This is a genomic window from Klebsiella sp. HMSC16A12 (assembly GCF_001808265.1).
Taxonomy (GTDB): Bacteria; Pseudomonadota; Gammaproteobacteria; order Enterobacterales; family Enterobacteriaceae; genus Klebsiella; species Klebsiella pneumoniae.
The window spans coordinates 21831-47475 of the sequence record NZ_KV792544.1 but is presented as its reverse complement, the minus strand read 5'-3'; the positions used below and the strand labels follow the sequence as shown (position 1 = coordinate 47475).

The 25645-nt window shown below is 61.4% G+C and carries 24 protein-coding genes; 12 read left to right on the top strand and 12 right to left on the bottom strand.

The features are described from left to right. Positions 1 to 23: 23 nt before the first annotated feature. Positions 24 to 1220: an efflux MFS transporter YdeE gene (ydeE, locus tag HMPREF3140_RS04265; RefSeq protein WP_002904391.1), complete on the top strand. Its 1197-nt coding sequence runs from the start codon at positions 24 to 26 to the stop codon at positions 1218 to 1220. A gap of 129 nt (positions 1221 to 1349) precedes the next feature. Next, positions 1350 to 1832 (top strand): helix-turn-helix domain-containing protein, encoded by a 483-nt coding sequence (locus HMPREF3140_RS04260; RefSeq protein ID WP_002904389.1) that lies wholly within the window; start codon positions 1350 to 1352, stop codon positions 1830 to 1832. 35 nt (positions 1833 to 1867) lie between these two features. Here the strand turns inward: HMPREF3140_RS04260 and urtE are convergent, their stop codons facing one another. The 7 genes from urtE to HMPREF3140_RS04225 all read right to left on the bottom strand — a co-directional run bounded on the left by urtE (position 1868) and on the right by HMPREF3140_RS04225 (position 9175). Beyond that, positions 1868 to 2566, bottom strand: coding sequence for an urea ABC transporter ATP-binding subunit UrtE (urtE, locus tag HMPREF3140_RS04255; RefSeq protein ID WP_004176246.1), 699 nt, complete (start codon positions 2564 to 2566; stop codon positions 1868 to 1870). A 9-nt stretch (positions 2567 to 2575) separates the two neighbouring features. Continuing rightward, the gene (gene urtD, locus HMPREF3140_RS04250) at positions 2576 to 3373 is read right to left on the bottom strand and encodes an urea ABC transporter ATP-binding protein UrtD (protein ID WP_004190223.1); all 798 of its coding nucleotides are present in this window, start codon (positions 3371 to 3373) and stop codon (positions 2576 to 2578) included. Next, complete coding sequence (gene urtC / locus HMPREF3140_RS04245) at positions 3373 to 4446, bottom strand: urea ABC transporter permease subunit UrtC (protein ID WP_004148341.1); 1074 nt, start codon at positions 4444 to 4446, stop codon at positions 3373 to 3375. The genes urtD and urtC overlap by 1 nt, the downstream gene beginning before the upstream one ends. Then, positions 4446 to 6020 (bottom strand): urea ABC transporter permease subunit UrtB, encoded by a 1575-nt coding sequence (gene urtB, locus HMPREF3140_RS04240; RefSeq protein WP_021313931.1) that lies wholly within the window; start codon positions 6018 to 6020, stop codon positions 4446 to 4448. Before urtB ends, urtC begins: the two co-directional genes overlap by 1 nt. A gap of 61 nt (positions 6021 to 6081) precedes the next feature. Beyond that, complete coding sequence (gene urtA, locus HMPREF3140_RS04235; RefSeq protein ID WP_004224704.1) at positions 6082 to 7353, bottom strand: urea ABC transporter substrate-binding protein; 1272 nt, start codon at positions 7351 to 7353, stop codon at positions 6082 to 6084. A gap of 171 nt (positions 7354 to 7524) precedes the next feature. Continuing rightward, positions 7525 to 8628: a cobalamin-independent methionine synthase II family protein gene (locus tag HMPREF3140_RS04230; RefSeq protein ID WP_004148338.1), complete on the bottom strand. Its 1104-nt coding sequence runs from the start codon at positions 8626 to 8628 to the stop codon at positions 7525 to 7527. A gap of 148 nt (positions 8629 to 8776) precedes the next feature. Beyond that, positions 8777 to 9175, bottom strand: a complete 399-nt coding sequence (locus HMPREF3140_RS04225) for a rhodanese-like domain-containing protein (protein ID WP_021313932.1) — start codon at positions 9173 to 9175, stop codon at positions 8777 to 8779. A 67-nt stretch (positions 9176 to 9242) separates the two neighbouring features. Here HMPREF3140_RS04225 and ftrA point away from each other — a divergent pair, with 67 nt between their 5' ends. Next, the gene (gene ftrA, locus HMPREF3140_RS04220) at positions 9243 to 10340 is read left to right on the top strand and encodes a transcriptional regulator FtrA (protein ID WP_004176251.1); all 1098 of its coding nucleotides are present in this window, start codon (positions 9243 to 9245) and stop codon (positions 10338 to 10340) included. Next, a complete protein-coding gene (locus tag HMPREF3140_RS04215; protein WP_004205985.1) occupies positions 10309 to 10524 on the top strand; it encodes a DUF4177 domain-containing protein in 216 nt (71 codons plus the stop codon). The genes ftrA and HMPREF3140_RS04215 overlap by 32 nt, the downstream gene beginning before the upstream one ends. A 52-nt stretch (positions 10525 to 10576) precedes the next feature. On the opposite strand, the gene HMPREF3140_RS04210 is transcribed toward HMPREF3140_RS04215, so the two are convergent. Together HMPREF3140_RS04210 and HMPREF3140_RS04205 are read right to left on the bottom strand one after the other, a co-directional pair. Further along, positions 10577 to 11017 (bottom strand): GNAT family N-acetyltransferase, encoded by a 441-nt coding sequence (locus tag HMPREF3140_RS04210; protein ID WP_002904139.1) that lies wholly within the window; start codon positions 11015 to 11017, stop codon positions 10577 to 10579. Positions 11018 to 11271: 254 nt separating this feature from the next. Then, entirely contained in the window at positions 11272 to 12336 is a 1065-nt protein-coding gene (locus HMPREF3140_RS04205; protein WP_032411450.1) for a LacI family DNA-binding transcriptional regulator, read from the bottom strand. 196 nt (positions 12337 to 12532) lie between these two features. On the opposite strand from HMPREF3140_RS04205, the gene HMPREF3140_RS04200 reads away from it, so the two are divergent. Next, positions 12533 to 15640: a beta-galactosidase gene (locus tag HMPREF3140_RS04200; protein ID WP_021313933.1), complete on the top strand. Its 3108-nt coding sequence runs from the start codon at positions 12533 to 12535 to the stop codon at positions 15638 to 15640. A gap of 54 nt (positions 15641 to 15694) precedes the next feature. Continuing rightward, positions 15695 to 16960 (top strand): MFS transporter, encoded by a 1266-nt coding sequence (locus HMPREF3140_RS04195; protein WP_004176258.1) that lies wholly within the window; start codon positions 15695 to 15697, stop codon positions 16958 to 16960. A 30-nt stretch (positions 16961 to 16990) separates the two neighbouring features. On the opposite strand, the gene HMPREF3140_RS04190 is transcribed toward HMPREF3140_RS04195, so the two are convergent. Further along, positions 16991 to 18079, bottom strand: a complete 1089-nt coding sequence (locus HMPREF3140_RS04190; RefSeq protein WP_001620097.1) for an AAA family ATPase — start codon at positions 18077 to 18079, stop codon at positions 16991 to 16993. A gap of 86 nt (positions 18080 to 18165) precedes the next feature. Further along, the gene (locus HMPREF3140_RS04185; RefSeq protein ID WP_004176262.1) at positions 18166 to 18426 is read right to left on the bottom strand and encodes a hypothetical protein; all 261 of its coding nucleotides are present in this window, start codon (positions 18424 to 18426) and stop codon (positions 18166 to 18168) included. A 297-nt stretch (positions 18427 to 18723) separates the two neighbouring features. On the opposite strand from HMPREF3140_RS04185, the gene blaSHV reads away from it, so the two are divergent. Beyond that, entirely contained in the window at positions 18724 to 19584 is an 861-nt protein-coding gene (gene blaSHV, locus HMPREF3140_RS04180) for an SHV family class A beta-lactamase (RefSeq protein ID WP_070552857.1), read from the top strand. Positions 19585 to 19604: 20 nt separating this feature from the next. On the opposite strand, the gene HMPREF3140_RS04175 is transcribed toward blaSHV, so the two are convergent. After that, on the bottom strand, positions 19605 to 20366 hold the full coding sequence (locus HMPREF3140_RS04175; RefSeq protein ID WP_002210513.1) for a DeoR/GlpR family DNA-binding transcription regulator: 762 nt from the start codon (positions 20364 to 20366) through the stop codon (positions 19605 to 19607). A 261-nt stretch (positions 20367 to 20627) separates the two neighbouring features. On the opposite strand from HMPREF3140_RS04175, the gene ltnD reads away from it, so the two are divergent. The 5 genes from ltnD to HMPREF3140_RS04150 are packed head-to-tail and all read left to right on the top strand — an operon-like array spanning position 20628 to position 25629. Next, positions 20628 to 21530, top strand: coding sequence for an L-threonate dehydrogenase (gene ltnD, locus HMPREF3140_RS04170; protein WP_070552856.1), 903 nt, complete (start codon positions 20628 to 20630; stop codon positions 21528 to 21530). Between the two features lie 11 nt (positions 21531 to 21541). Beyond that, positions 21542 to 22807 carry a 3-oxo-tetronate kinase gene (gene otnK / locus HMPREF3140_RS04165; protein ID WP_009485280.1) on the top strand — a complete coding sequence of 422 codons (1266 nt, stop codon included), beginning with the start codon at positions 21542 to 21544 and terminating at the stop codon, positions 22805 to 22807. Next, complete coding sequence (locus HMPREF3140_RS04160; protein ID WP_002210516.1) at positions 22800 to 23420, top strand: 3-oxo-tetronate 4-phosphate decarboxylase; 621 nt, start codon at positions 22800 to 22802, stop codon at positions 23418 to 23420. Before otnK ends, HMPREF3140_RS04160 begins: the two co-directional genes overlap by 8 nt. 4 nt (positions 23421 to 23424) lie before the next feature. Then, the gene (locus HMPREF3140_RS04155; RefSeq protein WP_004176276.1) at positions 23425 to 24207 is read left to right on the top strand and encodes an HPr family phosphocarrier protein; all 783 of its coding nucleotides are present in this window, start codon (positions 23425 to 23427) and stop codon (positions 24205 to 24207) included. A 57-nt stretch (positions 24208 to 24264) separates the two neighbouring features. Further along, positions 24265 to 25629 (top strand): GntP family transporter, encoded by a 1365-nt coding sequence (locus HMPREF3140_RS04150; protein ID WP_002903916.1) that lies wholly within the window; start codon positions 24265 to 24267, stop codon positions 25627 to 25629. Positions 25630 to 25645: the final 16 nt, after the last annotated feature.

The following is a 25645-nucleotide window of genomic DNA, read 5'->3' as shown; positions in this document are numbered from 1 at the left end:
ACAACATGACAGGCAAGGAAATCATGATCACCACTCTCCGGCGCTCCACCATCGCGCTGCTGGCATCGTCGTTACTGTTGACTATCGGCCGCGGGGCCACACTGCCGTTTATGACCATCTATCTCACCCGACGCTTTCAGCTGGAAGTGGATGTGATTGGCTATGCCCTGTCGCTGGCGCTGGTGGTTGGGGTGTTGTTCAGCATGGGTTTTGGCATCCTCGCTGACAGGTTCGATAAAAAGCGCTATATGGTGTGGTCAGTGCTGGTGTTTATTCTCGGCTTCAGCGCAATACCGCTGGTCAATAACGCCCCCCTGGTGGTGATCTTCTTTGCGCTGATCAACTGCGCCTACTCGGTCTTTTCCACCGTCCTGAAAGCCTGGTTCGCCGACCGGCTGACGGCAGAGAAAAAAGCGCGCATCTTCTCGCTGAACTACACCATCCTCAACATCGGCTGGACCGTTGGGCCGCCCATCGGCACCCTGCTGGTAATGCACAGTATCAATTTGCCGTTCTGGCTGGCGGCCGCCTGCGCCGCCTTTCCGCTGGTGTTTATTCAGCTGTTTCTTCAGCGGGATGGCGCCGCCGCGGCCCAGCCGGGCGCCGCTCCCTGGTCGCCTTCGGTGTTGCTGCGCGACCGGGCGCTGCTGTGGTTTACCTGCTCCGGGCTGCTGGCCTCCTTCGTCGGCGGCGCCTTCGCCTCCTGTCTCTCGCAGTATGTGCTGGTGGTCGCCAGCAGCGATTTCGCCGAGAAAGTGGTGGCCGTGGTGCTGCCGGTCAACGCCGCGGTGGTGGTTGCTCTGCAGTACGCGGTTGGCCGGCGGCTGAGCGCGAGAAATATCCGCCCGCTGATGACCTTCGGCACCGTCTGCTTTGTGATCGGCCTTGTGGGCTTTATGTTCTCTGGCGCCAGCCTGTGGGCGTGGGGGATCTCGGCGGCGATCTTCACCCTCGGGGAAGTGATTTATGCCCCCGGGGAGTATATGCTGATTGACCATATTGCCCCGCCGGGGATGAAGGCAAGCTACTTCTCCGCCCAGTCGCTGGGGTGGCTGGGGGCGGCATTCAACCCGATGCTGACGGGGTTGATCCTCACCCATCTGCCGCACTGGTCGCTTTTTGTCATTCTTATCGTGGCGATTGTCGCCGCCTGGCTGATGATTTTCCGCGGGATCAATGCCCGCCCCTGGCAACCGGATTCTCCGCTGGCCAACGCCTGACGCCAGCTGGCATGCGGCTGTCAGGTTGCTGTCGGGCCGTTGTCGGGTCGCTGTCGTGGTGGCTGGCGGCCCGGTTCACCATACTCCATCACAGGTTTACATCCGCAGAACGTTATGGAGCATACGAATATGAACAGCAACAATCAGGTCAAACAATTACGGCTGCAGCGCGCCTGGTCCCAGGAGCAGCTGGCCGAAATGGCGGGTCTCAGCGTCCGCACGATCCAGCGCATTGAGAATGGCGAACGCCCGGGGCTGGAGACCCTCAGCGCCCTCGCCGCGGTCTTTGAAGTGACGGTGGCCGAGATCGGCGGCGAAGCCCGGCGGGAAGACGCGCCGGGCCAGGAAGCCTCACTGGATCTGCGCATAGAGGAAGCCAAAGCGCGGGTGCATCAGGAGAGCCGCTTTTTCCGTTCGCTGTCGGTGGCGCTGGTGGTTTGCGTGCTGCTGGCGGTGCTTAACCGCTTCACTAATCCACAGTACTACTGGTCCGGCTGGGTCGCCCTGATCTGGGGCGCCCTGCTGGTGGTGAGAGGATTACGCCTGTTCGTGTTCGGCGAATGGATTAAAAACTGGCGCCAGGCGCGCCTGCAGCGGCTACTGCGCAAATAGGCCGCAAACCGGCGGCGCGACCGCCGCCGGCCTGGTCAGATGGTCACCATGGCGCGCACGCCGTCGCTCTCCATATCACCACCCTTGCCTTGCTGGACGATGGCGCCGCGCGACATCACCAGGTAGTGGTCCGCCAGCCCGGCGGCAAAGTCATAGAACTGCTCCACCAGCAGGATCGCCATGTCTCCGCGGCTCGCCAGCTGGCGGATCACCTCGCCAATCTCTTTGATGACCGAGGGCTGGATCCCCTCGGTGGGTTCATCAAGGATCAGCAGCTGTGGGCGGCTGGCCAGCGCGCGGCCAATCGCCAGCTGCTGCTGCTGGCCGCCGGATAAGTCACCGCCTCGCCGCTGCTTCATGGTCCTGAGCACCGGGAAAAGCTGGTAGATCTCCTCCGGCACCTGCTGCGCTTCGCGGGCGGGAAAGCGCGACAGCCCCATCAGCAGGTTTTCTTCCACCGTCAGGCGCGGAAATATCTCGCGCCCCTGGGGGACGTAGGCGACCCCGGCCTGCACCCGCTGGTGCGGTTTGCGATGGGTGATGTTCTGATCCTGCCAGCGTACCTCACCGCTGCGCGCCGGGATCAGCCCCATCAGGCATTTCAGCAGTGTGGTCTTACCGACGCCATTGCGCCCCAGCAGGCAGGTGACTTCGCCCTGGCGGGCGGAAAAATCCACCCCGCGTAAAATATGGCTGCCGCCGTAGTATTGATGTAACTGACTCACCTGTAACATTGGCGCTCCTTAACGTCCCAGATAAACTTCAATGACCTGCTCATTGGCCTGCACCTCCCGCAGCGATCCCTCCGCCAGCACCTGGCCCTGATGCAGGACCGTCACCCGGTCGGCGATGGTCTCGACAAATCCCATGTCGTGCTCCACCACCATCAGGGAGTGCTGTCCGGCCAGGGTACGAAACAGCTCCGCCGTATACTCCGTTTCCGCATCGGTCATGCCGGCCGCCGGCTCATCAAGCAGCAGCAGATGCGGCTCCTGCACCAGCAGCATGCCGATCTCAAGAAACTGTTTCTGGCCATGGGACAGCAGACCGGCCTGGCGGTAGCGCTCGCCGTCAAGACGCAGCAGGCGCAGCACCTCATTCAGCCGATCGTCCTGTTCGCTGCTCATCCGGGCGCGCAGGCTGGCCCACACCGATTTATCCCCCTTCATCGCCAGGGCGAGATTTTCCGCCACCGTCAGCGCTTCGAAGACCGTCGGCTTCTGAAACTTGCGCCCGATGCCCTGGCGGGCGATGGCCACCGGGTCAAGAGTGGTCAGATCCACCGACTGGTCATAGAGCGCTTTGCCGCTCTGCGGCCGGGTCTTGCCGGTGATCACGTCCATCAGGGTGGTCTTGCCCGCCCCGTTGGGGCCGATCACACAGCGCAGTTCGCCGACGCCTATCGCCAGCGACAGATCCGTCAGCGCCCGGAAACCGTCAAAGCTGACGTTGATGTTCTCCAGCTGCAGCACCGGATCGGTTTGTTCGCGAAAGCGATCGCCGGGCAGCTGGCGGGTAAATAGTCCTTCATCCGGTTGCATTAGCGGTCTCCTCGACGCAGCAGGCCCATCACCCCGCGGGGTAAAAACAGGGTCACAATGATGAAGATGAGGCCGAGAAACAGCTGCCAGTACTCTGGCATCGCCACGGTGAAAATGCTTTTCGCACCGTTGACCAATCCGGCGCCAAGCACCGGGCCAATCAGGGTGCCGCGCCCGCCGAGCGCCACCCAGATGGCGGCCTCGATGGAGTTGGTCGGCGACATTTCGCTGGGGTTGATGATCCCCACCTGCGGGACATATAACGCCCCCGCCAGACCGCAGAGCACCGCCGACAGCGTCCACACCAGCAGCTTGAAGCCGCGCGGGTCGTACCCGCAGAACATCAGCCGGTTTTCGGCGTCACGCACCGCGGTGAGGATCCGGCCAAACTTACTCTGCGCCAGCGCCGCGCCCAGCCACAGGGTCAGCAACAGCAGCAAAACCGTGGCCATAAACAGGCTGGCGCGGGTGCCGGTGGCGGTGACCGGAAAACCCAGCAGCGTAGTAAAACCGGTGAAGCCGTTATTCCCGCCAAACCCGGTCTCGTTGCGAAAGAACAGCAGCATACCGGCATAGGTCAGGGCCTGGGTCATGATCGAGAAATAGACCCCTTTGATCTTCGAGCGAAAGGCAAACCAGCCGAAAACCAGGGCCAGCAGACCGGGAACCAGCACCACCAGCGCCATCGCCCAGGCGAAATGCTGCGTGCCCCACCAGAACCAGGGCAGCTCGCTCCAGGAGAGAAAAGACATAAACGCCGGCAGACCGTCGCCCGCCGCCTGGCGCATCAGGTACATCCCCATGGCGTACCCGCCGAGGGCAAAGAAAATCCCGTGCCCCAGCGACAGCATACCCGCGTAGCCCCAGACCAGATCCAGCGCCACCGCCACAATGGCGTAGCAGAGGATTTTGCCGCTCAGCGTCAGTAGCCAGCTCGGCACCGCCAGCGGATGGGAGGCCGGCAGCAGCGCCAGGAATGGCATACTCAGCAGCCCCAGCACCAGCAGGATCCCCAGCCAGCGCAGAGGTCGCGGCGCGCGCTGCGCCAGCGTTAAGGTGATTGGTTGGCTCATCAGTCAATAACCCTCCCTTTCAGCGCGAACAGACCCTGCGGGCGTTTCTGAATAAACAGAATAATCATCACCAGGATCAGGATTTTGCCCAGCACAGCGCCCATTTGCGGTTCGAGAATTTTGTTGAAAATGCCCAGCCCAAAGGCCGCCGCCACGCTGCCGGCCAACTGGCCGACGCCGCCCAGCACCACCACCAGAAACGAGTCGATGATGTATCCCTGACCCAGTTCAGGCCCGACGTTGCCAAGCTGCGACAGCGCCACGCCGCCCAGCCCGGCAATACCGGAGCCGAGGCCAAAGGCCAGCATATCCACCCGCCCGGTAGGCACGCCGCAGCAGGCGGCCATCGCCCGGTTCTGCGTCACGGCGCGGACGTTCATCCCCAGACGGGTACGGTTCAGGATGAGCCAGGTAAAGGACAGCACCAGCAGGACGAACGCCAGCACCGCCAGCCGGTTCCACGGCAGGATCAGGTTCGGCAGGACCTGCACGCCGCCGGAGAGCCAGGCCGGGTTTGCCACCTCCACGTTCTGCGCGCCAAACAGCATCCTCACCAGCTGGATTAGCATCAGGCTGATCCCCCAGGTGGCGAGCAGCGTTTCCAGCGGCCGACCATACAGATGACGAATAATGGTGCGCTCCAGCGCCATGCCGATCCCGGCGGTCACCAGAAACGCCACCGGCAGCGCGACCAGCGGATAAAAGGCCAGCCATTGCGGCGCGAGCTGCACCAGCGCCTGCTGTACCAGCCAGCAGCTGTAGGCGCCGATCATTAACATCTCACCGTGGGCCATGTTAATCACCCCCAGCAGGCCGTAGGTGATCGCCAGCCCCAGCGCGGCCAGCAACAGCACCGATCCCAGCGACAGCCCCATAAAGGCCTGGCCCAGCAGATCGCCGAGCAGCAGACGATGTTTGATCTTTTGCAGGCTATCGCTGGCCGCCTCGCGCACCGCCGCATCTGGCTCATGCTGGGCATCGGTAAAGGGGATCAGCAGCGCCTGGGTTTCCGGGTCCGCGGAATGGCCGAGCAGCGTCACGGCGGCCAGCCGCGCGCTGGCCTCAGGCTGAGCGAGCTGCAGGCGCGCCAGCGCCACCTCCAGCAGACCCCGCACATTATCATCGGTTTCCGCCTGCAGCCGCTGTTGCAGCAGCGCGGCCATGGCCGGAGTCGCTTCCCGCTGTAGCGTTCGTGCGGCGGAAGCTCTCTCCGTGACGTTGTCACTTAAAATAAGGTGGCTGGCCAGCGCGCCGGCAGCCAGATTGCGCAGCCGGTTGGTCAGACGGACCGGCCGGGTTTCGCCCTGCGGCGCGGCGACAGCGCCCAATGGCTGTAATCCGCCCAGTCGGGTGCGGAAAGCATGTTTTCCGTCGTCCATCACCAGGCTCTCGGTGGTCAACGCCCGCAGCAGCGGCAGACGATCCGCCCGCGGCGCTGCCGCCCACTGGCTCAACAGCTGCGCCTGCTGGCTGCGACTGGCGGCAACGAAGGCGTCCGCCTCCGCGGCCTGCGCCCGCCATGGCAGCAGGATCAGCAGTAGCGCCAATACACTCATGAGACGCAATGCGTTCATGTCGTTCTCCTCTGGTCAGCGGCCGACGAGCGCGACGCTCCCGCCCCGTCGGCCGTGGCGCTTACTGGCTGACGGTTTTCACCGGATGGTCAGGTTTCTTATCATTACCGGGGATCCACGGGCTCCACGGCTGCGCGCGGACGGGCTCATCGGTCTGCCAGACCACGTTGAACTGGCCGTTGCCTTCAATTTCACCGATCATCACCGGCTTATGCAGATGGTGGTTGGTGGCATCCATGGTCAGGGTAAATCCGGACGGCGCGTTGAAGGTCTGCCCGGCCATCGCCTCGCGTACTTTGTCAACATCGGTGGTGCCCGCTTTGGTCACCGCCTGCGCCCACATATGCAGGCCCACCCAGGTCGCTTCCATCGGATCGTTGGTCACCACCGTATCGGCATTCGGCAGCTTGTGCGCTTTGGCATACGCGCGATAATCGGCGACAAAGGCTTTGTTGGTCGGATTATCGACGGACTCAAAGTAGTTCCATGCCGCGAGGTTGCCGACCAGCGGTTTGGTATCGATGCCGCGCAGCTCCTCTTCCCCCACCGAGAAGGCCACCACCGGTACATCGGTCGCTTTCAGACCCTGGTTAGCCAGCTCTTTGTAGAACGGTACGTTGGAATCGCCATTGATGGTGGAGACCACTGCCGTTTTGCCACCGGCGGCGAATTTTTTGATATTGGCGACGATGGTCTGGTAATCGCTGTAGCCGAACGGGGTGTAGACCTCCTCGATATCTTTGTCCTGGATCCCTTTGGCATGCAGGAAGGCGCGGAGGATCTTGTTGGTGGTGCGCGGATAGACGTAGTCCGTCCCCAGCAGAAAGAAACGTTTAGCGCCGCCGCCGTCCTCGCTCAGCAGGTATTCCACCGCCGGGATAGCCTGCTGGTTAGGCGCCGCGCCGGTATAGAAGACGTTGGGGGACATCTCTTCCCCTTCGTACTGCACCGGGTAGAACAGCAGGCCGTTCAGTTCCTCAAACACCGGCAGGACCGATTTACGCGAGACCGACGTCCAGCAGCCAAACACCACCGCCACTTTATCCTGGGCCAGCAGCTGGCGCGCCTTCTCGGCAAACAGCGGCCAGTTGGAGGCCGGGTCGACCACCACCGGCTCCAGTTTCTTGCCCAGCACCCCGCCTTTGGCGTTGATGTCGTCGATGGCCATCAGCGCGACGTCTTTCAGCGGCGTTTCGGAAATCGCCATCGTCCCGGAGAGCGAATGCATGATCCCGACTTTGATGGTGTCGGCGGCATAGGCCTGGAAGGAGAGACCCATAGCCATAACAGAGGCGGAGAGTGCAAAAGCTTTTAATAACGTTCTACGTTGCATGATTCACTCCTGAGTAGCGCAAAAAATAAAGAATTAACAGCTAACCAGAGGTGATAAGGCAAAAAAGGTGCCAGGTTGTGAAAACAGCGGGATGCGGCGCAGGTGGGCGATAGTGGCGAAGAGGATGGCAGCGTTGCCTCATCACGGTGCAACGCTGCGCTAAGAAAGCAATTACCAGACGTCGGCGGCGATGGAGGTCACCAGACGGACCTTTTGCCATTGCTGGTCTTCGCTGAGGGCATTCCCCTCTTCAGTGGAGGCGAAACCGCACTGCGGGCTGAGGCAGATCTGCTCGAGCGGCACGTACTGCGCGGCCTCGGCGAGACGCGCTTTTACCCCCTGCGGATTCTCCAGCTCGCCGTTTTTAGTGGTGATCAGCCCGAGGACCACCTGCTGATGGCCGGGACGAATAAAGCGCAGCGGCGCGAAATCCCCGGAGCGGTCGTTGTCGTACTCCAGGAAGAAGGCATCGACATTAACGCTGCCAAACAGCACCTCGGCAACCGGCTCGTAACCGCCTTCCGAGATCCAGGTTGAACGGAAGTTACCCCGGCAGACGTGCAAGCCCACCGTCAGATCGGCCGGCTTACCCTCCAGCGCCTGGTTCAGCACCCGGGCATAAATACGCGCCAGCGCATCCGGATCCTCGCCGCGCTCACGTACCTGCTGGCGCTGGGCATCGGAGCACAGATAGGCCCACACGGTATCGTCCAGCTGCAGATAGCGGCAGCCGGCGTCATAAAACGCGCGGATGGCGTCGCGCCAGGTGGTGGCCAAATCGTCGAAGTAGTCGCTAAGATCCGGGTAGACCGTGGCATCGATATCTTTCCGCCCGCCGCGGAAGTGCAGCACGCTCGGGCTGGGAATGGTCATCTTCGGCTGCGCGTCGCCGCTGATGCTTTTCAGATAGCGGAAATCCTCCAGCATCGGGTGGTCGCCAAACGCCAGCTTGCCGGTGACGCGAACGCCGTGCGCTTTGGTCTGCACGCCGTTGAACTGGATCCCCTGCTCGGCATCGTAACGTTCAACGCCCTGCAGGCCATCGAAGAAATCGAAATGCCACCATGCGCGACGAAACTCACCGTCGGTGACCACATGCAGGCCGCAGTCGCATTGCTGCTGAACCAGATGACGGATCGCGTTATTCTCAATCTCGCGTAGCTGAGCGGCGTCGATAATCCCCTCAGCCAGCTGCTGACGCGCCTGTTTAATGCTGTCCGGGCGCAAAAAACTGCCGACGATGTCTGCGCGGAACGGGGCCTGTTGACGTTGCATGCTGTCTCCTTAGCGGTGGGCGCGTTAGTTGCCCACCGTGATAGTTCATTACTTGAATTTTTAGACTTCTGGATGGCTATATGTCCAGATACTGGCATGCAGAGTGGTGGGTCGCAAACGAGAATATTTCATGGTACATGAAAAATTTTCAATCACCGGAAGCAAACGCATAGCCCTCATCTTCCCAGCCGGTGAGTCCGCCGAGCATCATTTTCACCGGCCGCCCCAGCTCGGCCAGCTTCAGCGCGGCAACGTCAGCACCGTTGCAGTGCGGCCCGGCGCAGTAGACCACAAAGAGGGTCTCCGCCGGCCAGGCCGCCATTCGCTCGGCGGTGATCTGGCTGTGCGGGAGATGCTGCGCGCCTGGCAGGTGACGTCTGGCGAAGGCTTCCTCACTGCCGACCACGTGCAGCAGGACGAAGTCGACCTCGCCGGCACGCTGGGCGCTGTGCACATCGGCGCAGTCGGTCTCAAGATGCAGCTTATGGCTGAACCAGCGGATAGCCTCAGCGGAGGTGGCGGGGGTAAATTGGGTTACTACACTCATGGCGTCTTCTCCTTGTCTGTGATAACACTACTTTACTGACGCCCATCACCCTGATCTGCCGACAACCATGACAGAAAACGCTAACATCCTGACAACCCCTTCTGTGACACCGTCACGTCATCAGGTGGTCGCCCTCGCCTACGATGGCCTGTGCACCTTTGAGTTTGGCGTAGCCGTGGAGATCTTCGGCCTGCCGCGCCCGGAAATGGGCGACAACTGGTACCAGTTCGCCGTCGCCGCCGTCGATGAAGGGCCGCTGTGCGCCACCGGCGGCATCCGCCTGATGACCGACGGCGGTCCTGAACTTCTCGCCCAGGCGGATACGATCGTGGTCCCCGGCTGGCGCGGCGTCGACGCCCCGGTCCCCGAGGCGCTGTGCGCCGCGCTGGCTTCCGCCCACGCCCGCGGATGTCGGATTATTTCTATCTGTTCCGGGGTGTTCGTTCTCGCCGCCGCCGGGCTGCTCAATGGCCGCCAGGCGACAACCCACTGGCGCTACACCGCGGCGCTGCAGTCCCGTTTTCCGCAGATCCAGGTGGTGGAGGACGTCCTTTACGTGGGCGATGCTTTGCTGATGACTTCCGCCGGCAGCGCGGCGGGGATCGACCTTTGTCTGCATTTGGTGCGTGAAGATTTCGGCAGCGAAGCCGCCAACGTCGTCGCCCGCCGCCTGGTCGTCTCTCCCCATCGCGACGGCGGTCAGGCGCAGCAGGTCCTGCGCCCGGTAGCCCGCAGCCGGGAGAGCCTGCGCCTCGGTCAGCTGTTTGACTATCTGCACCAGCATCTTGCCGCCAGCCATACCGTCGCTTCCCTCGCCCAGCGCGCCGGCATGGGGACGCGAACCTTTTTGCGCCGCTTTGAGGAGGCCACCGGTAAAACGCCCGCCCGCTGGCTGCTGGAGGAACGACTGCTGCGCGCCCGCCAGCACCTGACGGAGAGCACGATGGGCATCGATCAGATCGCTGAGCGCTGCGGGTTTGCCAGCGCCGGCACCCTGCGCCACCATTTTCGCCAGCACTTCGCGCTCAGCCCGCTGCAGTACCGTAAACAGTTTACGCCTTCTCCGATTGCAAAATCGTCGCAGCCACGGACAATAGACGGCCACAGTAAACCGGTCGCCAGGAGGGTCGATGATGAAGAAAGAGTGTCGGGTAGTGATCTATAAAGAGGGGCTGCTGGGCAGTCTGTTTTTTGGCGAAGCCAAGGCCGACCCTGACAAAATGAGCCAGTTTCTCAGCAGCTATACCCGTGAGGGATGGGAAGTGAAAACCATGTCGGTGGAGCGCCGCCGTACCGCCCTGTTCTGGTCGCGGGAAGCGTATCTTTTCGTGCTCGAACGCCCCCTCTGACAGCCTGCGCCTGGTTTACCCGTTTAAGCCAGGCGTTTCTAAGCGTCAGCTTTCAGGGCTGACGGATATAGCCCTGCTCCTGCATTTTCTGCATGCCTTCCTCGCTGGCGCAGACCATGCCGGTAGTCAACATGGCAAAGCCAAAGCGCTGATAAAACGTAATTTTATCGGCCACCGCATAGATAAATATTTTGCCAAAGGGCAGGAGTTGCTCCCGGATGGCCAGCATCAGCTGTTGCCCGTAGCCCTGTCCCTGACGAGCGGGGACGATCGCCACATCCGCCAGATAGCTGCTCCAGGTGCAGTCGCTGATGGCTCGCGCCACGGCAATCAGCTGACCGTTCTCATAGCCAAACCAGCAGAAGGTGCTCTGGCGGAACGCCTGCTCCAGTTGCTGAACATCACGCTCATTCAGCCCGGCCTCGGCGATGATCGTTCGCACTCGCTGCCAGTCCACCCGCACGATCGCCTCTTTACCCTCAATCACCATCATGACCTTGTCTCCCGTCGTCTCCCGGAAGCAAGATCTAGCATGCCGCGGCAGGATATGCCAGATGGAAAGCCGGACTGAAGCAGTCGGTACAGGGTGGAAGGGGCAAAAAAAAACCGCCATATGACTGGCGGTAAATCAATGCTTGCATGGATAGATTGTGTTTTGCATTTTTCGCAGACAGATAAGCTTTACCTCTCTACGTTTGCTGCCGAAGTTAGCATGCTCAACTTCAATAAAGCCTCAACGACCAGCAGCTAAAGCTTCTCCACCAGCGCTTTCAGCTGCGCCAGGGTCTGCTGCCGGTCCTCCGCGGCGGCGACAGGCCAGGCCGACTGGCGCACGATGAGCCGGGTCGGCAGCAGCTCGCGGATCCGCAGCTGCGGGGCCGCCATCAGGGCAATCAGCCGCTCCACCGCCCTTTTGCCCAACAGATCGAAGTCCTGCGCCACCGTGGTGAGCGGCGGCTGGAAGTAAAGGCTGTCGGCGGTGTCATCGTAGCCGGTCACCGATACCGCCTGGCTGCCGCTGCGATTGAGCTGGGCCAGCGCGCTGAGCACGCCAAGCGCCATCTGATCGTTTGCCACCACTATGGCGCTGATCAGCGGCTGCAGGTGGAGGAGCTCGAAAGTTTTCTGCCAACCGCTGGCGGCGCTCCAGTCGCCAAACACCGTAGTAGAGCGGGCAATATTCAGACTGTGCAACGCCTCGCGCCAGCTGGCGAGACGCAGACGGGCGGAAACCGAACTTTCCGGTCCCGCCAGCAGACCAAATTCGCGATGCCCCAGCTCCCACAGGTGGCGCACGCAGGCCCCGCAGCCGTCGCGGTGGTCGAAGCGCACGCAGCAGACATCGGCCTCCGGGGAGACATCGAGAAACAGGCAGGCCATATCCGGATTGTCTTGCACCAGCCGCTCGGCAGTGGCGCTCTCCAGCGGCAGACTGACGATCACCCCGCGAATATGCTGGGCGCGCAGCTCGTCCAGCCGGGCCTGCAGCGCGACAAAATCAGCCTGCGCCGGCATCGCTATCGCCACTTCCAGCTGATGCAGGCTGGCATGGCTCTTTATCGCGGCGGCGATCTGCGAGGGGGCGTGCAGCGTCAGCGAGGCGGTAATCAGCCCGATGGAGGGCGCCGCTTTGCCGGCAAGCAGCTGCGCCGAGCGGTTAGGCACATAGTGCAGCGCCTGCATCGCGCGGATCACCTGCTCGCGGGTGCGGGCTGACACCACCTCTGGACGGTTCAGCACCCGGGAGACCGTCTGCTGGGACACGCCCGCGGCGCGGGCGACATCCTCCAGGGTTGCGGTACGACGCGGCATCTTTTCTCCTCAGCAATAACAATGTCGTGCGCTAACATTTTATGTTTAACGCGCGACAAAAAACAGCGCTTCGCCCCCGCTTTCGTGATCGTCTGTTAATTTCGATTCCCCCGAGATTGCTGGACAAAACAAATTACCCGATAACGTTAATCATCCTGTTTAGCGAACGACAATTTCTGACTTACCGGGGTTTAATATGCAAATTAGCGATACCGGCCGCAGCCACACTCCTGACTTTCACGCCGTCCTCGCCCGTGAAGACTGGCAGAACCAGAGCATTACCCACCTTAACCGCCTGCCAGCGCATCCCGTTTTCGCCAGCTGGCGCGATGAGCTTGCCGCCCGCGATAACCTACCTTCATCCCGCCGCCGTCAACTGGACGGCGAGTGGCAGTTCTCTTACGCCCGCAGCCCGTTTGCCGTCGATGCGCAGTGGTTGACGCAGGATCTACCGGACTGCCGCGGCACGCCTGTGCCTTCCAACTGGCAGATGGAGGGCTATGACGCGCCGATCTACACCAACGTCCGCTATCCCATCGACACCACCCCACCGCGGGTGCCGGAGGATAACCCGACCGGCTGCTACTCCCTGCACTTTACGGTTGAGGACACATGGCGCGAGAACGGGCAAACGCAGATTATTTTCGATGGCGTCAACTCGGCGTTTCATCTGTGGTGCAATGGCGTATGGGTCGGCTATTCGCAGGACAGTCGCCTGCCGGCGGCGTTCGATCTCAGCCCCTTCCTGCGTCCGGGCGACAACCGCCTGTGCGTGATGGTCATGCGCTGGAGCGCCGGCAGCTGGCTGGAAGACCAGGATATGTGGCGGATGAGCGGCATTTTCCGCTCGGTATGGCTGCTGAATAAGCCGCAGCAACGGCTATGCGACGTGCAGTTGACGCCAGCCCTTGACGCCCTCTATCGCGACGGCACTCTGCAGGTCCAGGCGACCATCGAAGCGACTGAGGCGGCGCTTGCCGGGCTCAGCGTCGGGGTTAGCCTGTGGCGCGGCGAGGAGCAGATCGCCGCCGGGCGGCAGCCGTTAGGTACCCCGACGGTGGATGAGCGCGGCCACTACGCGGAACGGGTCGATTTCTCCCTGGCGGTGGCGACGCCGGCGCACTGGAGCGCGGAAACCCCGAACTGTTATCGCGCCGTGGTCACCCTGTGGCGCGGCGACGAACTGCTGGAGGCCGAAGCGTGGGACATCGGTTTTCGCCGCATCGAGATTGCCGATGGCCTGCTGCGTCTCAACGGTAAACCGCTGCTGATCCGCGGCGTTAACCGCCATGAGCATCATCATTTGCGCGGGCAGGTGGTCACCGAGGCGGATATGGTGCAGGACATTCTGTTGATGAAGCAGAACAACTTTAACGCCGTGCGCTGCTCGCACTATCCCAACGCGCCGCGCTGGTATGAACTCTGCAACCGCTACGGTCTGTACGTGGTCGATGAAGCCAATATTGAAACCCACGGGATGGTGCCGATGAATCGGCTGTCCGACGATCCGGCGTGGCTGCCAGCCTTCAGCGCCCGCGTCACCCGGATGGTACAGAGCAACCGCAACCATCCGTGCATTATCATCTGGTCGCTGGGCAACGAGTCCGGCGGCGGCGGCAACCACGAAGCGCTGTACCACTGGCTGAAACGCAACGATCCGAGCCGTCCGGTGCAGTACGAGGGCGGCGGCGCGGATACCACCGCCACCGATATTATCTGTCCGATGTACGCCCGCGTCGAACGCGACCAGCCGATCCCGGCGGTACCCAAATGGGGGATCAAAAAATGGATCAGCCTGCCCGGTGAGCAGCGGCCGCTGATCCTTTGCGAGTACGCCCACGCGATGGGCAACAGCCTCGGCAACTTCGCCGATTACTGGCAGGCCTTTCGCGAGTATCCGCGGCTGCAGGGCGGATTTATCTGGGACTGGGCCGACCAGGCGATCCGCAAAACCTTTGCCGACGGCAGCGTCGGCTGGGCCTATGGCGGCGACTTTGGTGATAAGCCTAACGATCGCCAGTTCTGTATGAACGGTCTGGTTTTCCCCGATCGCACGCCGCATCCGTCGCTGGTGGAGGCGAAGCACGCCCAGCAGTATTTTCAGTTCACGCTGCTGTCGACCTCGCCGCTGCGGGTGCGCATCATCAGCGAATACCTGTTCCGCCCAACCGATAACGAAGTGCTGCGCTGGCAGGTGCAGGCGGCCGGTGAACCCCTGTATCACGGCGACCTGACCCTGGCGCTGCCCCCTGAGGGCAGCGACGAGATAACGCTGCTCGATAGCCTGATCCTGCCTGAAGGCGCCCGCGCGGTGTGGCTGACGCTGGAGGTGACCCAGCCCCAGGCGACCGCCTGGTCAGAAGCGGAGCACCGCGTCGCCTGGCAACAGTTTCCCCTGCCCGCCCCGCTGGCGCTGCCGGCGCCCACCGTGTCTGCCGGCGCTCCGGATCTTATCGTCAGCGATGAGGTCTGGCAGATCCGCGCCGGTTCGCAATGCTGGACCATCGATCGCCGGACGGGTCTGCTGAGCCGCTGGTCGGTTGGCGGTCAGGAGCAGCTGTTGACTCCCCTGCGTGACCAGTTTATTCGCGCGCCGCTCGACAACGACATCGGGGTCAGCGAAGTAGAGCGTATCGACCCCAACGCCTGGGTGGAGCGCTGGAGAAGCGCCGGCCTGTACGATCTTGAGGCGCACTGCGTCCAGTGCGATGCGCAGCGCCTGGCAAATGAAACCCTCGTCGACTGCCGCTGGCACTACCTGCGCGGCGAAGAGGTAGTGATTGTCAGCCACTGGCGCATGCACTTCACTGCTGACGGAACCCTGCGGTTGGCGGTGGACGGCGAACGGGCGGAAACCCTGCCGCCGCTGCCGCGGGTCGGGCTGCACTTCCAGGTGGCGGATCAGCAGGCGCCGGTGAGCTGGCTGGGTCTGGGGCCGCATGAGAACTACCCCGACCGGCGGAGCAGCGCCTGCTTCGCCCGCTGGGAGCAGCCGCTGGCGGCGATGACCACCCCCTATATCTTCCCGACGGAAAACGGCCTGCGCTGTGATACCCAGGCGCTGGACTGGGGGCGCTGGCACATCAGCGGTCATTTCCACTTCTCCGTTCAGCCATGGAGCACCCGTCAGCTGATGGAGACCGACCACTGGCACAAGATGCAGGCCGAAGACGGCGTGTGGATCACCCTCGACGGCCTGCATATGGGGGTGGGAGGCGATGACTCCTGGACCCCCAGCGTGCTGCCGCAGTGGCTCCTGAGCCAAACGCGCTGGCAGTACGAGGTCTCATTGCGTTGCTTTTAATCCGTGGGGGCGACAGCCCCCACCCCACAAACAGAATAACAAGGGATCATGGTGATGAAATTCTCAGAACTGGCGCCACGAGAACGGCATAATTTCGTCTATTTCCTGCTGTTCTTTTTCTTTTACTATTTCATTATGTCGGCCTACTTCCCGTTTTTTCCGGTGTGGCTGGCGGACGTTAACCATTTAACTAAAACGGAAACCGGGATCGTTTTCTCGTCTATCTCGTTATTCGCCATTATTTTTCAGCCGGTGTTCGGCCTGATGTCGGATAAGCTCGGCCTGCGCAAACATCTGCTGTGGACCATTACGGTATTGTTAATTCTGTTCGCGCCATTCTTTATTTTCGTTTTCTCTCCGCTGCTGCAGATGAATATTATCGCTGGTTCGCTGGTAGGCGGGATCTACCTGGGGATTGTTTTCTCCAGCGGCTCCGGGGCGGTGGAAGCTTATATCGAACGCGTCAGCCGGGCCAACCGCTTTGAATATGGCAAAGTGCGGGTCGCAGGCTGCGTCGGCTGGGCGCTATGCGCCTCGATAACCGGCGTGCTGTTCGGCATCGATCCCAATATCACCTTCTGGATCGCCTCCGGCTTTGCGCTGGTGCTCGGTCTGCTGCTCTGGCTGTCGCGGCCGGAAAGCAGCAACAGCGCCCAGGTTATCGAGGCGCTGGGCGCCAATCGCCAGGCCTTTTCGCTGCGTACGGCGGCAGAGCTGCTGCGTATGCCGCGCTTCTGGGGCTTTATCGTCTATGTGGTGGGTGTCGCCAGCGTCTACGACGTGTTTGACCAGCAGTTCGCCAACTTTTTCAAAAGCTTTTTCGCCAGTCCGCAGCGCGGTACCGAAGTGTTTGGCTTCGTCACCACCGGCGGCGAGTTGCTCAACGCGCTGATCATGTTCTGCGCGCCGGCCATCGTTAACCGCATCGGCGCCAAAAACGCCCTGCTGACCGCGGGGATGATCATGTCGGTGCGTATTCTCGGGTCGTCCTTCGCCTCATCGGCAGTCGAGGTGGTGATCCTCAAGATGCTGCATATGTTTGAGATCCCCTTCCTGCTGGTGGGAACTTTTAAATATATCTCTTCCGCCTTTAACCCGCGCCTCTCGGCCACCCTGTTCCTGATCGGTTTTAATCTGTCAAAACAGTTGTCCGGGGTGGTGCTTTCCGCCTGGGTGGGCCGGATGTACGACACCGTCGGCTTCCATCAGGCCTATCTGATCCTCGGCTGCATAACCCTGAGCTTCACCCTGCTCTCGTTCGTCACCCTACGCGGCGGCAACCGTCTGCTGCCGACCGCAGAGACGCAGAGCCCCGCCTGACTCCAGCGCCCCCGTCAGGGATGAGGGGCTTCACTCGACAATCCGCGTCTCCCCGCCGCGATTCTCCAGCGCATAGCGCTGACAAGGCGCCCCGGCGGCGATAAGCTCCGCCAGCTCCGCCGAGTGGCTGGTCAGCCAGATCTGGCTGTAGCGCGAGGCCTCGATAATCAGCCGGGCCAGCGCGGGCAACATGTCGCGATGCAGGCTGTTCTCCGGTTCATTGATCGCCAGAAACGCCGGCGGGCGCGGACTGAGCAGCGCGACGGCGAGGCACAAAAAGCGCAGCGTACCGTCGGACATCTCCGCCGCCAGCAGCGGGCGGCGGATCCCTTCGCGACGCATTTTCAGAGCGAAACGCGAGTGCTCGTTTTCACAATAAAACTGGCAGCCGGGAAAGGCGTCGGCAAGGATTTCATGCAAAATCTCCTCCGCGCCGATCTCGACAATGGTCTGAAAGGCGGCGGCGAGATTCTGGCCATCGCTGTCGAGGACTGGCGAACGGTAACCCACGGCCGGCTGACGCAGCGGCGAATGACGGCCAATCGCGAATTCATGATAAAACCGCCAACGGCGCAAGGTCTCCCGCACTCGCGACACTTCGGGAAAACGGTGCGGCTCGCCAAGCTGACCGAACACCGACTCATTTTCATAAATACTCTCGGTGAAAGTACTTTTCTCCCCGGTGACATCGACGAGAAACGCCGCCTGATTCTTGCGCTGCAGTACGCGGGAGGAAGGCCGGCGGGAGTAGCCGGCCAGCCAGATATTCTCTTCTTTAACGATAGGATCGAGCATGAATTGCGTCGGATAGGGCAATTTTTCAGGGAAGCCTATCTGCAGCTCATAATCGAAGCTGTCGGTCCGGCAGGCGATTTGCAGCCGGCGGGGGTGACGATCGAGGGGCGAACGCTCCCCGGACCACATCATATTCTCCAGACCGCCCTCTTCGCTGATAAACCCCGAAAGCCTGCCCTCAGCGGCAGCGGTCAGCAGGTGGATGGCGTTATAAATATTGGATTTACCGCAGCCGTTAGGGCCGAAGACAATGTTCAGCGGCCCGAGCTCCAGCGCGATATCCTTCACTGAGCGAAAATTTTGAATACGAATGTACTGAATCATTATGCGTCCGGCCCTGGAAATAGAAGGCTGCCACAGTAGCACAGCGGCGCCCGGCATACCCTCTTACGCCCCCTTTCGGGCAGGGTTTAACAGAACATTTTTTTCATTCCACGGGTCAGGGCGACCCGCGTCAGCTTATCGCTATCCTGATGGGCGTCGCTGAAAACGCCAAAAAAATAGCGTTCATCGTCAATGGTTTGGCTAACAATTCGGTAGCTCAACGGTTGCCCGGATAGCGCACCGTACTGCGCAGGCGTCACCGAGACCTCGGTCGCGTCATCGGCGACGCTGACCAACAGCCCGTCCGCCTTACCGCCCACCAGCATGACCTTAATTATCGGGTGCACCAGTTCCTCCCGGGATGGCATATAGCGTTGGCGAACCGCAGGGACCGGCGGGCGTGGTGATCGGCAAACAGCGACGCCCGACAGAGTGCGGTATTTAGTACTTTCTTATAGTTCATCACGGCCTTGAGTCAAAAAATAGCGTGCTTAGGCAGGGCTAGATATTGATTATTCGAAATAAAAGATGACAAATGATGAAGGAAAAAAGAGGAATTGTGAATCAGCAAAACGCCGGGTTATTCTTATTTGTCGCTTCTTTACTCGCCTTTATCGGCCCTCACTCAAGGATGTATTGTGGTTATGCGTTATATTCGCCTGTGTATTATCTTCCTGTTAGCCACCCTGCCGCTGGCGGTACACGCCAGCCCGCAGCCGCTTGAGCAAATTAAACAAAGCGAAAGCCAGCTGTCGGGCCGCGTAGGCATGATAGAAATGGATCTGGCCAGCGGCCGCACGCTGACCGCCTGGCGCGCCGATGAACGCTTTCCCATGATGAGCACCTTTAAAGTAGTGCTCTGCGGCGCAGTGCTGGCGCGGGTGGATGCCGGTGACGAACAGCTGGAGCGAAAGATCCACTATCGCCAGCAGGATCTGGTGGACTACTCGCCGGTCAGCGAAAAATACCTTGCCGACGGCATGACGGTCGGCGAACTCTGTGCCGCCGCCATTACCATGAGCGATAACAGCGCCGCCAATCTGCTGCTGGCCACCGTCGGCGGCCCCGCAGGATTGACTGCCTTTTTGCGCCAGATCGGCGACAACGTCACCCGCCTTGACCGCTGGGAAACGGAACTGAATGAGGCGCTTCCCGGCGACGCCCGCGACACCACTACCCCAGCCAGCATGGCCGCGACCCTGCGCAAGCTGCTGACCAGCCAGCGTCTGAGCGCCCGTTCGCAACGGCAGCTGCTGCAGTGGATGGTGGACGATCGGGTCGCCGGACCGTTGATCCGCTCCGTGCTGCCGGCGGGCTGGTTTATCGCCGATAAGACCGGAGCTGGCGAACGGGGTGCGCGCGGGATTGTCGCCCTGCTTGGCCCGAATAACAAAGCAGAGCGCATTGTGGTGATTTATCTGCGGGATACCCCGGCGAGCATGGCCGAGCGAAATCAGCAAATCGCCGGGATCGGCGCGGCGCTGATCGAGCACTGGCAACGCTAACCCGGCGGTGGCCGCGCGCGTTATCCGGCCCGCAGCACCTCGCAGGCGTGCCGGGCGATATGACTGGCGGCGGCATCGGAGAGATGCCGGTCGGTAATGATGGTGGTGAACCGGGTCAAAGGTAACGCCATAAACGTGGCCACCTGATTGTATTTCGAACTGTCGCACAGCAGGATGCTTCTCGCGCTGACCTGGCTGACGGTCTCCTTGACGGTAACCTTGTTCTCATCAGGGGTGAATATCCCGCGACTGTCCCAGCCGCTGGCGGAGATAAAGGCCGTATCGATAGCCAGGTGGCGTAACGTACGCGCCGCCGATTCGCCCACGCAGGAGCGGTTCTCCCGGCACAGAGTGCCGCCGGTGTGGATCACGCCGCACTGACTGGCATCGATCAGCAGCTGGGTTATCTCAAAATCATTGGTGACCACCTGGAGATCGTTCCGGTCGAGGATCGCCCGCGCCAGCGCCAGGGTGGTAGTCCCGGCATCCAGATAGATGCAACTGTTTTTGGCGATATGACTCGCCGCCAGCGCGCCGATCGCCTGTTTCTCCTCACTCTGCAGCGTGCTTTTCACCAGATGACTGGGTTCCGCGGCCAGCCGGCTGACGGCGCGTACGCCGCCCGAGACGCTGACCAGCAGCCCCTGCTCCTCCAGTTTACTGACGTCCCGACGGATGGTCATATGGGACACGCCGAGGATCTCCGTCAGCTCGTTAATGCTTACCGCCCCACGCTGCTCCACCAGGGCTAAAATACGCTGATGTCGTTCTATTGGAATCACCGCTCTCCCCTTACCATTTTTTCACACCAGGCGTCACCACCCAGGCTACGGCCCTGGCGACACCCGGTGTTGTTATCGCGCTTTGCCGCTGTTTTTTACGCTATTTTAGGGCAAGAATCGCCGCTGTGCAGCCTCTTTCCGCCTGTGAATTTTTTATATTCATGTGGGTTATTCGTGATAACTCTCACATATTTTCACATGATAACGCTTTATTCTATCATTAAATCACATTAATTAACTAATATTCACAAGGAGACCAGCATGGCTGCACACACTAATGTCTGCGTGATTGGACTGGGTTCAATGGGCATGGGCGCCGCCCGCGCCTGCCTGCAGGCGGGCCTGAACACCTGGGGCGTTGACATCAATCCCGACAACTGTCGCGCACTGCTGGCGGCGGGCGCCAAAGGCGCGGGCCCCAGCGCGGTGCCGTTCGCCGCGGAACTGGATGCAGTTGTGCTGCTGGTGGTCAATGCCGCCCAGGTGCGGGGGATCCTGTTCGGCGAGAGCGGCCTCGCCGCCCATCTGAAGCCGGGCACCGTCGTGATGGTGTCGTCCACCATCGCCTCCGCCGATGCTCAGGCCATTGCCGAGGCGCTGGCGGAGTACCAGCTATTGATGCTCGACGCGCCGGTATCGGGCGGCGCCGTGAAAGCGGCCGCCGGCGACATGACGGTGATGGCCTCCGGGAGCGATGCCGCCTTTGCCCGCCTCGCGCCGGTGCTGGACGCCGTGGCCGGCAAAGTCTACCGCATCGGGAGCGACATTGGTCTTAGCTCGACGGTAAAAATTATCCATCAGCTGCTGGCCGGGGTGCACATCGCCGTTGCCGCCGAAGCGATGGCGCTTGCCGCCCGCGCCGGGATCCCACTGGAGACGATGTATGACGTGGTCACCCACGCGGCGGGTAATTCCTGGATGTTTGAGAATCGCATGCAGCATGTCCTGGATGGCGATTACTCGCCAAAATCCGCTGTCGATATTTTTGTCAAAGATCTCGGGCTGGTGAATGACACTGCCCGGGCGCTGACCTTCCCGCTGCCGCTCGCTACCACCGCGCTGAATATGTTCACCTCCGCCAGTAATGCCGGATTCGGTCGGGAAGATGACAGCGCGGTGATCAAGATTTTCAACGGCATCACCCTGCCGGGCCATAAACAGTGAGGAGAGACAACATGCAGCTTGGTGTCATTGCCGATGACTTCACCGGCGCCACGGATATTGCCAGCTTCCTCGTGCGCAACGGCATGCCGACGGTGCAACTGAATGGCGTGCCGACCCGCGATATTCCGCTGACCAGCGAGGCGGTGGTCATCAGCCTGAAAACCCGCTCCTGCCCGGCGGAAATGGCCGTCAGCCAGTCGCTGGCGGCCCTGCGCTGGCTGCAGGCCCAGGGCTGTCAGCAGTTTTATTTCAAGTACTGTTCCACTTTCGACAGCACCGCGCAGGGCAACATTGGCCCGGTGCTGGATGCCCTGCTGGCCGAGCTGGGTGAGACGCGGACGGTGATTTCCCCGGCGCTGCCGGTTAACGGCCGCACGGTCTATCAGGGATATCTGTTCGTCGGCGAGCAACTGCTGAATGAGTCCGGGATGCGCCACCATCCGGTGACGCCGATGGAGGATGCGCACCTGGGCCGCTTAATTGAGCGCCAGGGGCGCGGAAAAGCCGCGCTGATTGCCTGGCCGATTGTCGCCCGGGGGCCGGAGGCGGTCGCCGCCGCGCTGGCGGCAGTCAACGATCCGGCGGTGCGCTATGTGGTGCTCGACGCCCTCAGCGAACAGGATCTGCTCACCCAGGGCGTGGCGCTGCGGGAGATGAAGCTGGTCTCCGGCGGTTCCGGCCTCGCCATCGGCCTCGCCCGCGACTGGGCGCAGCGCCATGGCGCCCGGGGTGAAAGCGCTCAGGCCGGCATGCCGCTGGCCGGCCCGGCGGTGGTGCTCTCGGGCTCCTGCTCGGTGATGACCAACAGCCAGGTGGCGGCCTATCGTCAACATGCCCCCGCCCGCGCCGTCGACTTAAGCGCCTGCTTTACCGATCTGGAGAGCTACGTCAGGACGCTGACTGACTGGGTGGACGCGCAGCGCGATGCGCCGCTGGCGCCGATGATCTATGCCACCACCGAGCCGCAAACGCTGCAGCGGATCCAGGCGCAGTATGGCGACAAGGCCAGCAGCGAACGGGTGGAACAGTTGTTTGCCGCTCTTGCCGCCGCCCTGAAGACGAAAGGATTTACCCGCTTTATTGTGGCCGGAGGGGAAACGTCGAGCATTGTGGCGCAGACCCTGGGGGTTGAGGCGTTCCATATTGGGCCGACCATCTCCCCTGGCGTGCCCTGGGTGCGTGACACCCGCCAGCCGCTCTCCCTGGCGCTGAAGTCAGGTAACTTCGGCGATATCCAGTTCTTTGCCCGTGCCCAGCAGGAGTTTCGTCATGACTGAGCAACAACTGCGAGAGGAAATGGTACAGATTGGCGCCTCGTTGTTTAGCCGCGGCTATGCCACCGGCTCCGCTGGCAATCTGTCGTTGCTGCTGCCGGACGGCAACCTGCTGGCGACGCCGACCGGCGCCTGCCTCGGCGAACTGCAGGCTCAGCGGTTGTCGGTGGTGACGCTGCAAGGGGAATGGATCTCCGGCGATAAACCATCGAAAGAGGTCACTTTTCACCGGGCGGTCTATTTGCACAACCCGGCCTGCAAGGCGATCGTCCACTTGCACAGCCATTATCTGACCGCGCTCTCCTGCCTGCAGGGGCTCGACCCGCACAACTGTATCCGCCCCTTTACCCCCTATGTGGTGATGCGCGTCGGCGACGTCCCGGTGGTTCCCTACTACCGGCCGGGCGATGACCGTATTGCCCAGGCGCTGGCCGGGCTGGCGCCCCGCTATAACGCCTTTTTACTGGCCAACCACGGACCGGTGGTTACTGGCTCATCGCTGCGCGAAGCCACCAACAATACCGAGGAACTGGAAGAGACCGCACGGCTGATATTTACCCTCGGCAACCGCGAGATCCGCTACCTGACCGCTGACGAAGTGAAAGAACTGAGATAAAACCATGCCAAAATTCGCTGCAAATTTATCCATGCTGTTTACCGAACTGCCGTTCCTGGAACGCTTTGCCGCCGCTGCCCGGGCGGGATTTGAAGCCGTTGAGTTTCTGTTTCCCTATGAGTATGCCGCCGGGGAAATCAGACAGCGCCTGCAGGAGAACCAGCTGCAGCTGGTGCTGTTCAATACCCCACCCGGCGACGTCAACGCCGGAGAATGGGGGCTCGCCGCCATTCCCGGGAGAAGCGCGGAGGCCCGACGCGATATTGAGCTGGCGCTGGAGTATGCCTGCCAGCTCGGTTGCCCGCAGGTGCATATCATGGCCGGCGTGGTGCCGCCGGGAGCGGATCGCGCAGACTGCGAGGCCGTGCTTATCGATAATCTGCGCTACGCCGCGGAGTGCTTTGCCCGCCACGACAAGCGGATACTCATCGAAGCGCTGAATCCGCAGACCAAACCGGGCTATCTCTACCACAGTCAATATCAGACGCTGGCGATGGTGAAACGGGTCGACAGGCCGAACCTGGCGGTGCAGTTAGATCTGTTTCACGCGCAGAAGGTGGACGGCAATTTAAGCCATCTTATTACCGAATATGCCGGCCAGTATCGCCATATTCAGATTGCCTCCCTGCCCGACCGTCATGAACCGGATGAGGGCGAAATAAACTATCCGTGGCTCTATGCGCTACTGGATAAAACCGGTTATGACGGCTGGATCGGCTGCGAATATATCCCCCGGACAGACACGCTTTCCGGGCTGGGGTGGTTCTCGCCCTACCGGAAAAAATAAACGCCGTTTTCTAAAAAAATAACTCTCTGTACACCTGTTAATACCCGAGGCATACCTATGTCGACATCGGCGCTGTTACTTATTGCGTTAGCCAGCGTAGTGCTGTTGCTCCTGTTAGTGATCAAAGCGAAAGCACATCCTTTTGTGGCGCTCCTGATCGTCAGTCTGCTGGTGGCATTCGCCACCGGCATTCCGGCAGATAAAATTATAACCACCATTGAAAAAGGCATGGGCGGCCTGCTTGGCCACATCGCCAGCATTATTATTCTGGGCTCAATGCTGGGGGTGCTGATTGAAATGTCCGGCGGCGCCGAATCGCTGGCGAAAACGTTGACCGGCGTACTGGGTGCAAAACGAACCATTGCCGCCTTAACCATTGTGGCTTTTATTCTCGGCACCCCGGTCTTTTTTGAAGTCGGCTTTATCATCATCATTCCGTTAATCTACGGCTTCAGCAAAGTCGCCCACGTGTCGCCGCTGAAGTTTGGCCTGCCGATGGCCGGCGTGATGTTAACCGTCCACGTGGCGCTGCCCACCCATCCTGGCGCAGCGGCTGCGGCAGGCATTCTGCATAGCGATGTCGGTTGGCTGATGCTGGCGGGGATTGGGGTGTCGGTGGTCGTCGGTATCGTGGGCTATTTTGTCGCCCGGTTTATCAATCGGCGCCATTATCATCTGTCGATTAACGTGCTGGAGCAGCAACAAACGGCGGAAGTACCGGATCTCTCGGTTAACGCGCAGCAGACCCGTCTGCCGCCGCCGAATGCGCTGGTTATCGGTGGGCTGATCGTGGTGCCCATCATGCTGATTGTTTCCGGGACGCTGTGTCAGGCGCTTCTGCTGCCGGAAAACGCGGTTCGCCAGCTGATGACCGTCATTGGTACCCCGCCGGTCGCCCTGCTGATCTCCCTGGGCCTGGCCAGCTGGACGCTGGGCATCCGTCGGCGGATGAGCCTGAAAAAGCTGGGCGAAGTCACCGGCAGCGCGATCCCCTCGTCGGCGGACGTGATCCTCGTCGCCGGCGCCGGCGGCGCCTTTGGCGGCGTACTGGTCGCTTCCGGCATCGGTAATGCCTTAGCCGAGGCGCTGGAGACAATACATCTGCCGCTGATGCCCGCCGCTTTTCTGCTATCGCTGGTGCTCAGAGCCTCGCAGGGTTCGGCCACCGTGGCGATCCTCACCACCTCCGGTCTGCTGTCGCAGGCGGTTGTCGGTCTGGAGCCGCTGCAGCTGGTGCTGGTGACGCTGGCGACCTGCTTCGGCTCGCTCGGGCTGTCGCACGTCAACGACGCCGGGTTCTGGGTCGTCACGCGCTATCTCGGACTCTCGGTGCCGGATGGACTCAAAACCTGGACCGTCTTGACAACCATCATGGGGGTGACGGGCTTTCTCATCACCTGGCTGCTGTGGTTTGCGCTTTGATGTTAACCTGGGTGGC

Excerpts from the sequence above, each read along its gene's own strand:
- otnK (WP_009485280.1), top strand. The coding sequence starts at position 21,542 with ATGCAGCTTGGTGTCATTGCCGATGACTTCACCGGCGCCACGGATATT.
- HMPREF3140_RS04225 (WP_021313932.1), bottom strand. The coding sequence starts at position 9,175 with ATGAGTGTAGTAACCCAATTTACCCCCGCCACCTCCGCTGAGGCTATC.
- HMPREF3140_RS04205 (WP_032411450.1), bottom strand. The coding sequence starts at position 12,336 with ATGCCGCGTCGTACCGCAACCCTGGAGGATGTCGCCCGCGCCGCGGGC.
- urtE (WP_004176246.1), bottom strand. The coding sequence starts at position 2,566 with ATGTTACAGGTGAGTCAGTTACATCAATACTACGGCGGCAGCCATATT.
- HMPREF3140_RS04210 (WP_002904139.1), bottom strand. The coding sequence starts at position 11,017 with ATGATGGTGATTGAGGGTAAAGAGGCGATCGTGCGGGTGGACTGGCAG.
- ltnD (WP_070552856.1), top strand. The coding sequence starts at position 20,628 with ATGGCTGCACACACTAATGTCTGCGTGATTGGACTGGGTTCAATGGGC.
- HMPREF3140_RS04190 (WP_001620097.1), bottom strand. The coding sequence starts at position 18,079 with ATGATTCAGTACATTCGTATTCAAAATTTTCGCTCAGTGAAGGATATC.
- urtC (WP_004148341.1), bottom strand. The coding sequence starts at position 4,446 with ATGAGCCAACCAATCACCTTAACGCTGGCGCAGCGCGCGCCGCGACCT.
- ftrA (WP_004176251.1), top strand. The coding sequence starts at position 9,243 with ATGACAGAAAACGCTAACATCCTGACAACCCCTTCTGTGACACCGTCA.
- urtD (WP_004190223.1), bottom strand. The coding sequence starts at position 3,373 with ATGCAACCGGATGAAGGACTATTTACCCGCCAGCTGCCCGGCGATCGC.
- HMPREF3140_RS04155 (WP_004176276.1), top strand. The coding sequence starts at position 23,425 with ATGCCAAAATTCGCTGCAAATTTATCCATGCTGTTTACCGAACTGCCG.
- blaSHV (WP_070552857.1), top strand. The coding sequence starts at position 18,724 with ATGCGTTATATTCGCCTGTGTATTATCTTCCTGTTAGCCACCCTGCCG.
- HMPREF3140_RS04215 (WP_004205985.1), top strand. The coding sequence starts at position 10,309 with ATGAAGAAAGAGTGTCGGGTAGTGATCTATAAAGAGGGGCTGCTGGGC.
- urtA (WP_004224704.1), bottom strand. The coding sequence starts at position 7,353 with ATGCAACGTAGAACGTTATTAAAAGCTTTTGCACTCTCCGCCTCTGTT.
- ydeE (WP_002904391.1), top strand. The coding sequence starts at position 24 with ATGATCACCACTCTCCGGCGCTCCACCATCGCGCTGCTGGCATCGTCG.
- HMPREF3140_RS04260 (WP_002904389.1), top strand. The coding sequence starts at position 1,350 with ATGAACAGCAACAATCAGGTCAAACAATTACGGCTGCAGCGCGCCTGG.
- HMPREF3140_RS04150 (WP_002903916.1), top strand. The coding sequence starts at position 24,265 with ATGTCGACATCGGCGCTGTTACTTATTGCGTTAGCCAGCGTAGTGCTG.
- HMPREF3140_RS04230 (WP_004148338.1), bottom strand. The coding sequence starts at position 8,628 with ATGCAACGTCAACAGGCCCCGTTCCGCGCAGACATCGTCGGCAGTTTT.
- HMPREF3140_RS04160 (WP_002210516.1), top strand. The coding sequence starts at position 22,800 with ATGACTGAGCAACAACTGCGAGAGGAAATGGTACAGATTGGCGCCTCG.
- urtB (WP_021313931.1), bottom strand. The coding sequence starts at position 6,020 with ATGAACGCATTGCGTCTCATGAGTGTATTGGCGCTACTGCTGATCCTG.
- HMPREF3140_RS04200 (WP_021313933.1), top strand. The coding sequence starts at position 12,533 with ATGCAAATTAGCGATACCGGCCGCAGCCACACTCCTGACTTTCACGCC.
- HMPREF3140_RS04195 (WP_004176258.1), top strand. The coding sequence starts at position 15,695 with ATGAAATTCTCAGAACTGGCGCCACGAGAACGGCATAATTTCGTCTAT.